The organism is Pseudomonas sp. C2.3V (genome assembly GCF_058536325.1).
The window spans coordinates 67738-82017 of sequence record NZ_JBZUBN010000002.1 but is presented as its reverse complement, the minus strand read 5'-3'; the positions used below and the strand labels follow the sequence as shown (position 1 = coordinate 82017).

The 14280-nt window shown below is 56.2% G+C and carries 9 protein-coding genes; 8 read left to right on the top strand and 1 reads right to left on the bottom strand.

Going from position 1 to position 14280, the window contains the following annotated elements:
- The first annotated feature begins 198 nt into the window (after window positions 1–198).
- Genes AC4LF3_RS20200 through AC4LF3_RS20170 form a run of 7 tightly spaced genes read left to right on the top strand, consistent with a single transcriptional unit; the run spans window position 199 to window position 9622 of the window.
- Window positions 199–3945 (top strand): nitrate reductase subunit alpha, encoded by a 3747-nt coding sequence (locus AC4LF3_RS20200; protein WP_491836474.1) that lies wholly within the window; start codon window positions 199–201, stop codon window positions 3943–3945.
- Window positions 3942–5474, top strand: a complete 1533-nt coding sequence (gene narH / locus AC4LF3_RS20195) for a nitrate reductase subunit beta (protein WP_074825624.1) — start codon at window positions 3942–3944, stop codon at window positions 5472–5474. Before AC4LF3_RS20200 ends, narH begins: the two co-directional genes overlap by 4 nt.
- 4 nt (window positions 5475–5478) lie before the next feature.
- Entirely contained in the window at window positions 5479–6186 is a 708-nt protein-coding gene (narJ, locus tag AC4LF3_RS20190) for a nitrate reductase molybdenum cofactor assembly chaperone (protein ID WP_491836845.1), read from the top strand.
- Window positions 6187–6197: 11 nt separating this feature from the next.
- Window positions 6198–6902 carry a respiratory nitrate reductase subunit gamma gene (gene narI / locus AC4LF3_RS20185; RefSeq protein ID WP_010798583.1) on the top strand — a complete coding sequence of 235 codons (705 nt, stop codon included), beginning with the start codon at window positions 6198–6200 and terminating at the stop codon, window positions 6900–6902.
- Window positions 6899–7456 carry a fused DSP-PTPase phosphatase/NAD kinase-like protein gene (locus AC4LF3_RS20180; protein WP_010798584.1) on the top strand — a complete coding sequence of 186 codons (558 nt, stop codon included), beginning with the start codon at window positions 6899–6901 and terminating at the stop codon, window positions 7454–7456. The genes narI and AC4LF3_RS20180 overlap by 4 nt, the downstream gene beginning before the upstream one ends.
- A 4-nt stretch (window positions 7457–7460) precedes the next feature.
- Window positions 7461–8345, top strand: coding sequence for a peptidylprolyl isomerase (locus AC4LF3_RS20175; protein WP_491836472.1), 885 nt, complete (start codon window positions 7461–7463; stop codon window positions 8343–8345).
- 59 nt (window positions 8346–8404) lie between these two features.
- On the top strand, window positions 8405–9622 hold the full coding sequence (locus AC4LF3_RS20170; RefSeq protein ID WP_312271558.1) for an MFS transporter: 1218 nt from the start codon (window positions 8405–8407) through the stop codon (window positions 9620–9622).
- A gap of 164 nt (window positions 9623–9786) precedes the next feature.
- Here the strand turns inward: AC4LF3_RS20170 and AC4LF3_RS20165 are convergent, their stop codons facing one another.
- Entirely contained in the window at window positions 9787–11991 is a 2205-nt protein-coding gene (locus tag AC4LF3_RS20165; protein WP_491836470.1) for an OsmC domain/YcaO domain-containing protein, read from the bottom strand.
- A gap of 477 nt (window positions 11992–12468) precedes the next feature.
- Here AC4LF3_RS20165 and AC4LF3_RS20160 point away from each other — a divergent pair, with 477 nt between their 5' ends.
- Window positions 12469–14205: a glycoside hydrolase family 5 protein gene (locus tag AC4LF3_RS20160; RefSeq protein ID WP_491836468.1), complete on the top strand. Its 1737-nt coding sequence runs from the start codon at window positions 12469–12471 to the stop codon at window positions 14203–14205.
- The last annotated feature ends 75 nt before the right edge of the window (window positions 14206–14280 follow it).

Below are 14280 nucleotides of genomic sequence, written 5' to 3'. Positions count from 1 at the left end.
ATAACCACACAAAAAAAGCGTGTAATTACAAGAGCCTAGACGTATCTATCTTCCAACGTCCTCAAGTGCATGCTCGCCACAAAACGTGCCAACTTGCTTCGCTCGACCAATACCGCTTATCGGAATTAAACACTCCTATTCGCGAAGCAAAATAGTCGTTGCTAGGCTCGAAAGGACCGAGACAAGGGAGCCGACGTTTTGAGCCAGTTCGTTGATCGACTACTGTTCTTCAAAAAGTACAAGGGATCTTTCTCGGAAGGTCATGGAGTAACCACTGACGAAAATCGCGCCTGGGAGGATAATTATCGGTCCCGCTGGCAAAGCGAGAAGATCGTACGATCTACCCATGGCGTCAATTGCACAGGCAGCTGTAGCTGGAAGATCTATGTCAAAAATGGATTGGTGACCTGGGAAACTCAGCAGACCGACTACCCGCGGACCCGTCCTGATCTTCCCAACCATGAGCCGCGTGGCTGTCCCCGTGGCGCCAGTTATTCCTGGTATCTCTACAGCAGCAACCGCATCAAATATCCGATGGTACGCGGTCGCCTTCTTGCGCTTTGGCGCGAAGCACGCAAGACGCTTTCCCCTGTTCAGGCCTGGGAATCCATCCAGGGCGATGCTGCCAAACGGCGGAGTTACCAGGAAGTGCGAGGCTTGGGTGGCTTCGTACGAGTGGATTGGGATGAGATCAACGAACTTATCGCCGCTGCCAACATTCACACAATCAAGGCCTGGGGGCCTGATCGGGTGGTCGGGTTTTCACCGATTCCCGCCATGTCGATGATCAGCTATGCGGCCGGCACACGCTACCTCAGCCTGATCGGAGGCACGTGCCTGTCCTTTTACGACTGGTACTGCGACTTGCCACCCTCATCACCTCAGACCTTTGGCGAGCAGACAGACGTTCCGGAAAGTGCAGACTGGTACAACTCTGGCTATCTGCTGCTCTGGGGCTCCAATGTGTCCATGACACGGACGCCCGATGCTCACTTCTACACCGAAGCCCGGTATCGCGGGGCCAAAAGTGTGGTGATCGCGCCAGACTTCATCGAGGTGGCCCGCTTCGCCGACTTGTGGCTACATCCCAAGCAGGGCACCGACGCGGCCCTTGCCCTGGCCATGTGTCATGTAATCCTCAAGGAGTTCTTCGTCGACCGGCAAGTGCCTTACTTCCAGGAATACGTCCGTCAATACTCCGACTTGCCCTTCCTGATTGTGCTCGAACGTCATCCCGAAGGGCTCGTTGCTGGCCGCATGCTTCGTGCCGCCGACTTTGCCGATAACCTCGGCCAGGACAACAATCCCGACTGGAAACCCGTTGTGATTGACGAAACGACCGATGCTATCGTAGCGCCACAGGGCAGCGCCGGGTTCCGCTGGGGTCAGAAAGGCAAGTGGAATCTGGAACCCAAGGATGGCGCCAGCGGAGCAGAGATCTCCCCGCGCCTAACGCTGCTAGGCGAGGCGACTGCAACCGTTGCTTTCCCCTACTTTGGCAGCGAAGGCAAGTTTGGTCTTACTGACCATGCCCCTATTCAGAAACGCCGGATACCTGTACGTCGTGTGACGCTCAAGGACGGACGCGAGGTCGAAATCACGACTGTGTTCGACCTGATGCTTGGCAGCTATGGCGTCAGTCGCGGACTGGGCGAGGACGGCGCAAGCAGTTTTGACGAAAATATTCCAGGAACGCCCGCCTGGCAGGAGTCGATCACAGGCGTTCCGCGGGATCGTTGCATTGCCGTAGCTCGTGGTTTTGCAGCCAATGCCGAAGCGACCCAAGGACGTTCCATGGTGATCCTCGGTGCGGGCTTGAACCACTGGTACAACATGGACATGACCTACCGCGGCATCATGTCGATGCTCATCCTGTGTGGTTGCGTAGGGAAGTCCGGAGGCGGCTGGGCGCATTACGTCGGGCAGGAAAAGCTGCGGCCTCAAGCCGGCTGGCTGCCGGTCGCGTTTGCGACAGACTGGTCGCGTCCCCCACGACAGATGAACGGGACGAGTTTTTTCTATGCCCACACTGATCAGTGGCGCTATGAGCGTATGGAGTTACGCGAGCAGATCTCGCCACTGGCAGATCCCACGGCGTGGTCTGGAACCATGCTCGACTGCAATGTTCGAGCCGAGCGCATGGGGTGGCTGCCCAGTGCGCCGCAGCTCAAGACCAATCCCTTGCATGTGGCGCGTGCCGCACGCGCTTCAGGCCAAGACCCGGCTGCGTATGTGGCCGACGCCCTTCATGCAGGGTCCCTGCAAATGGCCTGCGAAGATCCAGACGCGCCCGAGAATTGGCCACGCAACCTGTTCGTCTGGCGCTCCAATCTGCTCGGCGCTAGCGGCAAAGGTCATGAGTATTTTCTGAAACACCTGTTAGGTGCACGCAACAATGTACTTAACGAGGAAAGCGATCAGCGGCCCGAAGAAGTGGTTTACCGAGAGCAGGCTCCCGAGGGCAAGCTTGACCTGTTGGTTACCATCGATTTTCGCATGAATACCACTACGCTCTTCAGCGATGTGGTCCTGCCAACTGCCACCTGGTACGAAAAGGCTGACCTCAACACCTCCGACATGCATCCCTTTATCCATCCACTGCAAGCCGCGGTGGACCCGGTTTGGGGCGCACGCACGGATTGGGCCATTTTTCGAGAACTGGCTAATACGTTTCAGCGGCTTGCGCCTGGTGAACTGGGCGTTGAGGAAGACGTAGTGCTGACCCCAACCCTGAAAGATACGCCATCCGAACTGTCCCAGCCCTATGGAGGGCAAGACTGGAAGCAGGGAGGACCGGCTGGCATTCCAGGACGCACCATGCCTGCTATCACCTTGGTTACCCGCGACTACCCCGCGACTTACGACCGCTTTGTCAGCGTGGGTCCCCTGCTTGAGGAACGCGGGAACGGTACCAAGGGCATGGTGTGGGATACGAAGGCGGAGGTAGCACACTTGCGTGATGTCAATCTACCTGACCCCGGCGCAAACAATCGTCCACGTATGCGGTCGGATCTCGACGCGATCGAAACGGTGCTGGCGCTGGCACCTGAAACCAACGGACAGGTAGCCTATAAAGCCTGGCAGGCCCTCTCGGAGGTAACCGGCCGTGATCACACTCACCTGATTGAACGACGTGCCGGTGAAAAGATTGAGTTTCGCGACATCGCTGCCCAGCCTCGCCCCATCCTGACATCACCGGTCTGGTCCGGCATCGAAAGCCACGAGATCTCCTACAACGCTGGCTGGACGAACGTGCACGAGCTGATCCCATGGCGAACACTAACCGGACGCCAGCAGCTCTATCAGGATCACCCCTGGATGCGGGATTTTGGCGAAGGCTTCGCCACGTATCGCCCTCCGATCGATACGCGCTCGGCGTCTCTTGAGCTAGCTCAGGCGCATGACAACGGCAATCCGCCGCTTGCCCTCAACCTCCTCACACCTCACCAGAAATGGGGCATCCACAGTACCTATACCGAAAACCTGATTATGCTGACCTTGGCGCGGGGTGGGCCCATCGTCTGGATCAGCGAGCGTGATGCCGCCAAGGCAGACATTGAAGATAACGACTGGATTGAGGCGTTCAACCGTAATGGTGCACTGGTCGCACGTGCGGTAGTCAGCCAACGCATACCTGAAGGGGCCGCGTTCATGTATCACGCGGCCGAGCGTACGGCAAATGTGCCGGGCAGCGAGGTTACGCAGAATCGCGGCGGCATACACAACTCCGTCACCCGTGTTGTGCTTAAGCCCACACACATGATCGGTGGTTATGCCCAGTTGTCTTGGGGATTCAACTATTACGGCACCGTTGGATCGAACCGGGACGAATTCATCGTGCTGCGCAAGATGAGAAACGTCGACTGGCGCGATCGACCGCTGTCCGAAAAGATCGCCGTGATGAAAACCGAAGAGGAATCTCGCGTGGAAGGGCAGCGGACATGAAAGTCAGGGCGCAGATCGGCAAGGTTCTCAATCTCGACAAATGCATTGGCTGCCACACCTGCAGCGTGACCTGTAAACAGGTCTGGACGACCCGTCAGGGAATCGAGTACGCCTGGTGGAACAACGTAGAAAGCAAACCGGGCATTGGCTTTCCTAAGGACTGGGAAAACCAGGAGCGCTGGCGTGGTGGTTGGGTGCTTGGCAAGGGCGGTGAACTGCGACCGAAGACCGGCGGCAAATGGCGGATTCTGTCCAAGATATTTGCCAATCCGGAGCTGCCGGAAATCGATGACTACTACGAGCCGTTCGATTACGAATATTCCTATATTCATGGCGTGGGTGAAAGCGAGGCTGCCCCAACGACTCAGCCGGTTTCGATTGTGACTGGCGAGCGGATGGAAAAGGTCAGCTGGGGACCCAATTGGGAGGAATCACTCGGTACTGAGTTTCACAAACGCTCGCAAGACTACAACTTCAAGGAAGTCGAGAAAGCGATCTATGGAGAGTTTGAAAACAGTTTTCTGATGTTCCTCCCTCGTCTGTGTGAGCATTGCCTGAACCCTACTTGCGTTGCCGCGTGCCCGTCAGGGGCTATTTATAAGCGCGAAGAAGATGGCATTGTCCTGATTGATCAGGAGAAGTGCCGCGGCTGGCGCATGTGCGTAACCGGGTGCCCTTACAAGAAGGTTTATTACAACTGGCATACGGGCAAGTCCGAGAAGTGCATCTTCTGTTATCCGCGCATCGAGAGCGGTCAGCCGACCGTGTGTTCGGAAACCTGCGTGGGCCGTATTCGCTACCTGGGTGTGATGCTATACGACGCCGACCGGATTCTTGAGGTTGCCTCTCAGGCCAATGTTCAGGATTGCTATCAGGCGCAGCTGGACATCTTTCTTGATCCGCACGACCCGGCCGTAATCGAGCAGGCCCGTAAGGACGGCGTATCGGATAACTGGATCGAGGCGGCCCAGCGCTCGCCCGTTTATAAAATGGCCTGTGAGTGGAAGGTAGCCTTCCCGCTTCACCCTGAATACCGAACCGTTCCGATGGTCTGGTACATCCCTCCCCTGTCGCCGATTCAGGAGGCGGCCGATGCAGGCGCCCTGGCTACCCTTGAAGGCATCCCGGACGTAGATAGCCTGCGTATCCCGGTCCGCTACCTGGCCAACCTGCTGACGGCGGGAAAAGAGGAGCCCATCCGCGACACGCTACGCAAGCTGCTGGCGCTGAGAGCCTACATGCGTCGGCGCAATATCGAAGGGATTGTCGATACCACCGCGCTCGATGCGGTCGGTCTGACAGAGCGACAGGCCGAGGAGATGTACCGCGTAATGGCAATTGCCAACTACGAGGACCGGTTCGTGATCCCGACCTCGCATAAGGAAGTGGCCGAAAATGCTTACGACCAGCGCGGCATTGCCGGCTTCCATTTCGGGCAGATGACTTCCGAAGGGAACAGCCGTTTCATGCTGTGGGGCCAGGACACCCGCAAGACCCGGGGTGAGCGCTTCCCTCTCGACAGGAAGTAACGTGATGATAACGTGCAAGGCACTTGCCGGACTGTTGCTTTACCCCGACCAGGCCCTCATGGAGGCCTTGCCGGATATTCGATATATCCTGAATGACTCACCGCTGCCCGCCACACAACGTGACCAGGTCATCGCCTTTTGCGACCATCTGGCAGCGACTGACCCTATACAGGCGCAAGGGAACTATGTGTCGCTGTTTGACGGTGGCTCACGCGCCCTCTCGCTCTATCTATTCGGTCATGTGCACGGCGACTCACGGGATCGGGGCCAGGCCATGGCTAACCTCGTCGAAGATTATCGAGCCGTTGGGCTAGAGCTGTCAGGCGATGAGTTGCCTGATTTTCTACCGGTCTTTCTGGAATACGTTTCGTGTCATGCACCTTCCGACGCCGCCGTCCTGCTCGGTGAGATTGTAGAGATCGTTGCGCTTCTGGCCAGTCGTCTCGAGAAACGCGGAACACCGTATGCTGCAGTGCTGCGCGCTATCGAGGCGTTAGGCTCACGGCCAGCAGACACCGAGGTAGTCGCCTCCAGACTGGCCGAGGGAGAACAGGAGGATACCCCTGAAGCACTGGATGCCCGCTACGAAGAAGCACCTGTCAGCTTCATGGAGCCCGCAGTTGCCGATAGTGCCTGCTCGAACGCAGCCGCCTTGGTTGCACAGTTCGAACGTGATGTGCAGGTTTCACCCATCCGTCTCATAGAACGCTAGAGGTATGCCGCATGAATTGGCTCAACCAGTTCCTGTTCGGGTTTTACCCGTACCTGTGCATGATCTGTTTTTTTCTGGGCAGTTGGGCACGATTTGACCGCAGCCAATTCTCCTGGCGAAGTCAGTCAAGCCAGTTTTTGAGACGTCGCCAGTTGGTTTGGGGCAGTAATCTTTTTCACATCAGCATTCTGGGCCTTTTTGTCGGGCATACTGCGGGGTTACTTACGCCGCCTGAGGTCTACCATGCCCTCGGCCTGACCGTGAAAGCCAAGCAGATCCTGGCTATCGTGACGGGTGGTGCGCTCGCCGCCCTCGGCGTAGTGGGCGGAATTTTGTTGATACATAGGCGCCTGACAGATGCCCGCATTCGCCAGACCAGCAAGCCGACCGATATTTTCATCCTGCTCTTCATCTTCTTCCAACTCTGCCTCGGGATCAGCACGCTACCCGAATCGTCGCAAAATCTGGACGGCACCTACATGCTGGTGCTTGCCGAGTGGTCTCGCAGCATTCTCTTGTTCCGCCCGGGCTCGGCGCAGCTGGTGGCCGACGTGCCTTGGGTCTATAAGCTGCATCTGGTTTGCGGTATGACGCTGTTCCTTCTTGTGCCTTTTACCCGGCTCGTCCATGTCTGGTCTGCGCCTGTCTGGTACCTGGGCCGCCCTGGATGGCAGATCGTTCGCAAGAACGCCAACATTTCCAAGGAGGGCGTATGACGCCTTTCCAGCGAATGCTCTGGCTGTTATCCGGTGTTCTGTTCATGGAGGCAGCCCTGGCAGCGGGCGCTGCCGATGATGTAGCGCCACAACCGGGGATTGCGCCGTTCGGGGATCAGATTGCCGAGCAGCGATTGCCGCTTTACCACCGTGTTGCGCCGCTGGTGGCTATCGCTGGACCGATTGAGGACGAGGGTGTGGTCGAAGCCAAGCGCGTAGGTTTCGCCATGATTGTGGATCTGAGGCCAGCGGAAGAAATCGCATCCGAAAAACAACATGCGGAATTCGCACGCATCCGCTACGCCAACCTTCCCGTTCAGGACCTGCCGACACAGGAGCAGGTCAAGCAATTTTCGGACTTGCTGGCCGATCGCAGTAACCTACCGCTGTTACTGCACGGAGGAACCACCGACCAGCCCGGTGCCATGTGGGCCTTGTACAGGGCCTCGCTCGGCGTTCCGCCCAACATTGCGCTGGACGACGGCATAACAGCCGGACTACAGCAGAGCACTTCTGCTGTCCGTACCCGGCTCGACGAGCATAAAAAAAAGTAGGGACATGACAATGATCACCGTTGACGGTATTGCCATTACTGATGACCTACTTTCGCTGGAGGCCCAACTGCAGGATGCCGATGACCCAGCCGCTGCCTGGGAACAGGCCGCACGTGCACTCGTCGTTCGAGAGCTGCTTTTGGCCGAGGCTACACGCCACGGTATCACCGGTCAGGATGCTGAGCCCGGTGAGGAGGCCGACGAGGCCGCCATCAGGCGTCTGCTCGAAACTGAGCTGAAGCTTCCAGAGCCAACCGAGACAGAGCTGGAGCACTGGTACCAGCACAACCTTGATCGTTTGAAGCGTCCTGACCGTTGGCAGGTCCAGCACTTGCTGATCGCAGCGAACCCCGGTGATGAACGCGCCATTGGGGCGGCACGGGAAAAGGCAGAAACGATGCTTGCAGAAGTGCTTGATGACCCGACAGCACTGACCGTGTTGGCGGCCCGCTTCTCTGACTGTCCATCAAGCACGCAGGGCGGCGATCTAGGATTGATCGAGCGTGGAAGCACAGTGCCGGAATTCGAAACCCACCTTGCCGGACTGGCAGCAGGTGAGGTATGCCCCACAGTCGTTCAAAGCCGGTTCGGCCTGCATATCATCCGTGTGCTGGCTTGTCATAAAGGACGGGTACCGCCACTGCAGGCAGTACGCCCGCGAATTATCGCCTTTTTGCAGGAAACCAGTTGGCGGCAGGCCGTGCAGGGCTATATCGCCTCACTGGCCGCACGCGCCAGCATCAAGGGCTTCGACCTTTTTGCAGGCGAAAGCGCCCCTGCTCGCCCATCAGCGTGGCCGGCAGGATCATCGTGCACCGCCGCGGGCGCTTCCGCTGTTCACGCCCCGAACCGAGACCCCGTGATCATTCCCGCGAGGAACTGCTCTTGAAAATCGGATCGGCAGCAATCGCATCCTCAAACAGCACACAGTCCTTGCGTGTGCTCGTGATGAGCACCTTGGCATTTCTGATCTCCTTTGCCGTCTGGATGATGTTTGGTGTGATCGGCATCCCCATTCAGACCTCCCTAGGGCTCAGTGCATCTGAGTTCGGCCTGCTTACCGCCACGCCAGTCCTGACCGGCGCCATTTTCCGGTTGCCGCTGGGTATCTGGACAGACCGCTTCGGTGGTCGAACAGTGATGACCCTGCTGCTTCTGACGTGCACCGTTCCCCTTTGGCTAGCCTCCTACGCAAACCAGCTCTGGCAATTCCTGTTGTTGGGGCTGGCACTTGGGCTTGTGGGAGCCTCATTCTCGGTTGGAACGCCCTACGTGGCTCGCTTTTTTCCCAGCGAGCGCAAAGGATTTGCGATGGGGGTATTCGGAGCAGGTACCGCTGGCGCCGCCATCAACATGTTCCTGGCGCCCACCCTTGTTGCCCTCTACGGCTGGGAGAGCGTGCCGCGTGTGTATGCCGTGGCGCTTCTCGTGACGGCGGTTCTGTTCTGGATAATTGCCGCACCGGATACCAGAGCCCCTGGACGCTCCGTTCCGGTTAGACAGCAGCTGGCTGTTCTGCGGGATGGGCGCGTCTGGAAATATTGTCAGTATTATTCCGTTGTATTCGGGGGCTTCACAGCGCTCTCGATCTGGATGCCACAGTATTACCTGAACGAGTACGGTCTCTCGATTGCTCAGGCTTCACTGCTGGCAGCCTGCTTCTCCCTTCCTGGAGGTGCCCTTCGAGCGCTCGGCGGCTTGCTGTCAGACCGGCTTGGTGCCCATGCTGTAACGTGGTGGGTATTGTGGATCGCGTGGATCAGTCTATTTCTACTTTCCTATCCGCAAACCGATTTTACTGTTCAAACTATCCGGGGACCGATGAACTTTCATCTTGGCCTTCCGGTTTGGGGAGCAACAGCACTGCTGTTTATTCTAGGTATCGCTTTTGCCTGCGGCATGGCTTCTACCTTCAAGTACATCGGCGATGATTTTCCACAAAACATGGGCATCGTTTCAGGCATCGTCGGCATGGCGGGAGGACTGGGAGGGTTCCTGTTGCCTATCCTGTTTGGCACACTGCTCGACTTCCTGGGTATCAACTCAAGCTGCTTCATGCTGCTCTACGGCATCGTGTGGGTGTCGCTGATCCTGATCTACATCACCGAAGTACGACGATCACCTCCATTGGGTACCTCCTCTAAAGAGCAGACCCATCATTCGTAGCCGGGCAAAGGGCAGTTCTCCTCTGCCCCAACGCAGTAACAGGTCCGTCTTGCGAGTGCGCCTGATTACTCAAATAGCAGGTAATCAGGCGATTGCACTGCTGGCATCCGCCAGGTGTATAGTCGCCGGGAGCGACCCTAGCCACTACGCGCCTTCAATGACAGCTAATGGGCAGAAGCAGCGGCCCTGGCACGTGCCGTATGCAGTTTCTTATAGCTGTCGATCAGTCGCAGGTGTCTATCCAGCCCCTCCAGCTTCATGCTGGTGGGCGTCAGGCCAAAGAAGCGGATGCTTCCATCCACTGAGCCCAGCACTGCATCCATGCGCTGATTGCCAAACATCCTGCGGAAGTTGACTTCATAGTCGGCCAGCTCCAGCTCCTCGTCCAGCGATACCTCAAGTACTGCATTCAAAGCCTGATAGAACAGGCCACGCTCAACGGTATTGTCGTTGAACTGCAGGAAGGCACCGACCAGTTCATGCGCTTCCTCGAACTGCTTCAGTGCCAGATAGATCAGCAACTTCAATTCAAGAATCGTGAGCTGTCCCCAAACCGTGTTGTCATCAAATTCGATGCCGATCAGGGTAGTGATGTCGGTGTAATCATCCAGCTCACAGTTTTCCAGGCACTCAACCAACGCTTCCAGAGCGGCGTCATCCAGACGGTGCAGATTCAGAATATCAGCGCGAAAGGACAGCGCCTTGTTGGTGTTATCCCAGATCAGATCCTCTACCGGATAAATCTCCGAATAGCCCGGCACCAGGATACGGCAAGCCGTTGCCCCCAGGTCCTCATATACCGCCATGTACACTTCCTTACCCATATCCTCGAGGATACCGAACAGCGTCGCGGCTTCCTCAGCATTGGCATTTTCACCCTCGGCTGAAAAATCCCATTCGACAAATTCGAAATCCGCCTTGGCACTGAAGAAACGCCACGACACTACACCGCTGGAATCAATGAAATGCTCAACGAAGTTGTTCGGCTCGGTCACGGCCTGGCTTTCAAACGTAGGCTGAGGAAGATCATTGAGACCTTCGAAGCTGCGCCCTTGAAGCAGTTCTGTGAGGCTGCGCTCAAGCGCTACCTCCAAGCTTGGATGCGCGCCAAACGAGGCGAATACGCCGCCGGTACGTGGATTCATCAAGGTGACGCACATCACCGGGAACTCACCTCCGAGCGATGCATCCTTTACCAATACCGGGAAGCCCTGCTCTTCCAGTCCTTGGATGCCAGCCAGAATAGCCGGGTATTTTGCCAGCACGTCCTGCGGTACGTCAGGCAGGGCAAGCTCCCCTTCCAGGATTTCACGCTTCACCGCGCGCTCGAAAATTTCCGACAGACATTGCACCTGCGCTTCAGCCAGCGTGTTACCAGCACTCATGCCATTGCTCAGGTACAGGTTTTCGATCAGATTGGACGGGAAATACACCACCTCGCCGTCCGACTGACGTACAAAGGGCAGCGAACAGATGCCGCGCTCGACGTTGCCGGAGTTGGTGTCATACAGATGCGAGCCGCGTAGCTCCCCATCAGGGTTGTAGATTTCCCGGCAGTATGCATCGAGAATTTCAGATGGCAATGCATCCTTACGGCCTGGCTTGAACCACCGTTCGTTCGGGTAATGCACGAACTCTGCATTGGCAATGTCTTCACCCCAGAACTGATCGTTGTAGAAGAAGTTACAGTTCAGACGCTCGATAAACTCGCCCAAGGCTGACGCCAACGCGGCTTCCTTGGTGGCCCCCTTGCCATTGGTAAAGCACATCGGCGAATGAGCGTCGCGTATATGCAGCGACCACACGTTGGGAACGATATTTCGCCATGAAGCGATTTCAATCTTCATGCCCAGGTCGGCCAGAATCCCCGACATGTTGGCAATAGTCTGCTCAAGCGGCAGATCCTTGCCTGCAATAAAGGTGCTCGTGTCAGAGGCCATGCTCGGTATCAGCAGCGCCTGGGCATCGGCATCCAGGTTGTCCACTTCCTCAATGACAAATTCCGGGCCGGTTTGCACCACCTTCTTTACCGTACAACGGTCGATGGAGCGCAAAATGCCCTGCCGGTCCTTGTCAGAGATATCGGCAGGCAACTCGACCTGAATCTTGAAAATCTGCTGATAACGGTTTTCAGGATCAACAATATTGTTCTGCGAAAGACGAATGTTGTCGGTAGGGATATTGCGTGTCTGGCAATACAGCTTCACGAAATACGCAGCACATAACGCTGATGAAGCCAGGAAATAATCAAAAGGCCCAGGCGCCGAACCATCCCCCTTGTAGCGGATAGGCTGATCGGCTATGACCGTGAAGTCATCGAACTTAGCCTCAAGCCGAAGGTTATCGAGAAAATTGACCTTGATTTCCATGCAAAACTACCGAAACGTGAATAAGCGAATTGGCTGCCATTATCCCGCATCTCGACAAGAAGTTTTTGCTTTTGGACGAAAGCGAAAATAGATCATGAAAATATTCAAGAAATATCGAGCCGGATAGGCGAAAGCGCCAGAATAGTCTCGTCTGAAAGCCAGATTTCTGACTGCCCAACGGGTCCCTTCTTGACCAGGTACTGCCTACTCGACCTGAAAAATCAAACCCGATAAACGGTCTTCCTGCTGAAAGCATTGCGCCATCAAGTATTTAGCAAAGCTATCAGGACTTTAATCCTAAATGTTTCCTTATATGTAAAGGTTTTGGCACGTCACTTGTAATCAAGGCCACAAGCGTCAGGATGCGCCTCTTGGTATCTCCTAGTACCAAGACCTCATTACTTTTTATTTAGGGCAGCCCCCTCGTATTCATGGACGCGAGACCTAGCCCATCACTAGCAGAGCAGTATGGTGATTATGAGCACGTCCATTCATTTTTCTAAGCGATTCTTCAAGAGCCTGCCCCTTCTCGTGGGTCTTACCTTTGGCTCGGTAGCCGCCCAAGCCGAACCGGTCGATCTGGTTAGTCTGAACCTGTCCGGTGCGGGATTTGCCCCCCATGTTCTACCTGGAATCAATGGCACCAACTATATTTTTCCAGTGGAATCCTATTTCCAGCAGTGGAGCGCCAGGGGTATCAAGACATTCCGCTTCCCCATCATCTGGGAGCGTCTGCAACCCAAGCTGGGCGGTCCTCTTGATCCTACCTATGTAGCCCTGATAGACCGCACCTTTGGTTATGCGCAAAAGTACAACATCAAGATCATTCTGGACCTGCATAACTATGCACGCTATCGCGGCCAGGTGATTGGTACCAGTGGCGTTCCGTATGCGCGCTACCAGGAGATCATGACCAAGATTGCCCAGCAGTGGAGTAATCAACCCGCCCTGTACGCCTATGACATCATGAATGAGCCCAACGGGGCCCTGGCCTACTGGGCGACCGCTGCGCAATACGGTATCAACGGTGTGCGCGCCGTGGACAAGACCCGCCCGATCATTGTGGAAGGTAACGGCTGGTCGAGCGCTACGCGCTGGGCGGAGTGGAATGATCCCTTGCTGAACCTGAAGGATCCGTCCAACAACATCATTTTCTCGGCGCACTCGTATTTCGATGAGAACGCCGGTGGCAGCTATGGTGACGTAGACGTCAACAAGCTGGACGTGATGTATGGCGTGAATCGGGTCAAGCCGTTCGTAGAGTGGCTGAAAAAGCATGGTCAGCGTGGCTATATTGGTGAGTTCGGCGTACCGGATAACAACCCGCGCTGGAACATCCTGATGGACAATATGCTGGCTTACCTGAAAGAGAATTGCGTACCGGCATCCTACTGGGCGGCAGGTCCGGGCTGGGGCAATTATTTCATGTCGGTTGAGCCGGTAAATGGGCAGGATCGCCCGCAGTGGCCGACGCTCAAGAAATACATGGATAACACCAGCTGTACGGAAATAGGCCCGAAGAAGGCAGGCGCCTCCACGACGCCAACGCCATCCACTCCGTCTGTGGGTACAACTCCGGTTGCGACCACACCGTCTACGGGTACTGGCTCTTCCACAGCACCGTCGACTTCGGTACCACCGGCAGCAACTCCAGTAACCACCACACCTGTTGCTGGAGCAGACGGTGCAGTTAGTAGCGTAATCAACAACTTTACTAACGCCGATTGGCTCAATGGTGTTTATCGCAAGAAAGCCGGTTTCTCGATCCCTGCTACGGCCGCTAATAAGGCTGCCTTCATAGTAGGTGCTTCGGTGCGACTTGCTAACGGAGAGGTCAGAAAGATCTCTGCTGTCCAGATCGGTACCAATATGGCGGTGTACCTGGAAGGCGCTCCGGTAAATGGATCGATCGTAGGCTATCCTAATAAACTGGCGCTGGTATCGGCAGTACTCGCCACAAGCCCGATCAATGACTTTACCAATGCTGACTGGCTCAACGGCGTGTACCGCAAGAAGGCTGGCTTCTCGATTCCCGGCACTTCAACTAACCAGGCGGCATTCAAGGCAGGAGGATCCGTACGCCTTGCCAATGGCGAGGTTCGCAAGATTACCTATGTCCAGGCCGGTAAAAACCTTGGGGTTTATCTCGAGGGCGCTCCGGTAAATGGATCGACCGTAGGTTATCCTAAGACATTGGCGGCGCTAGCCAACTAATCGGAGCTATGCATCCAGAGCCTCTTTCGCCAAGAGGCTCTGGAACTTAATCGTTGTCCTGCATAGCAATTGATT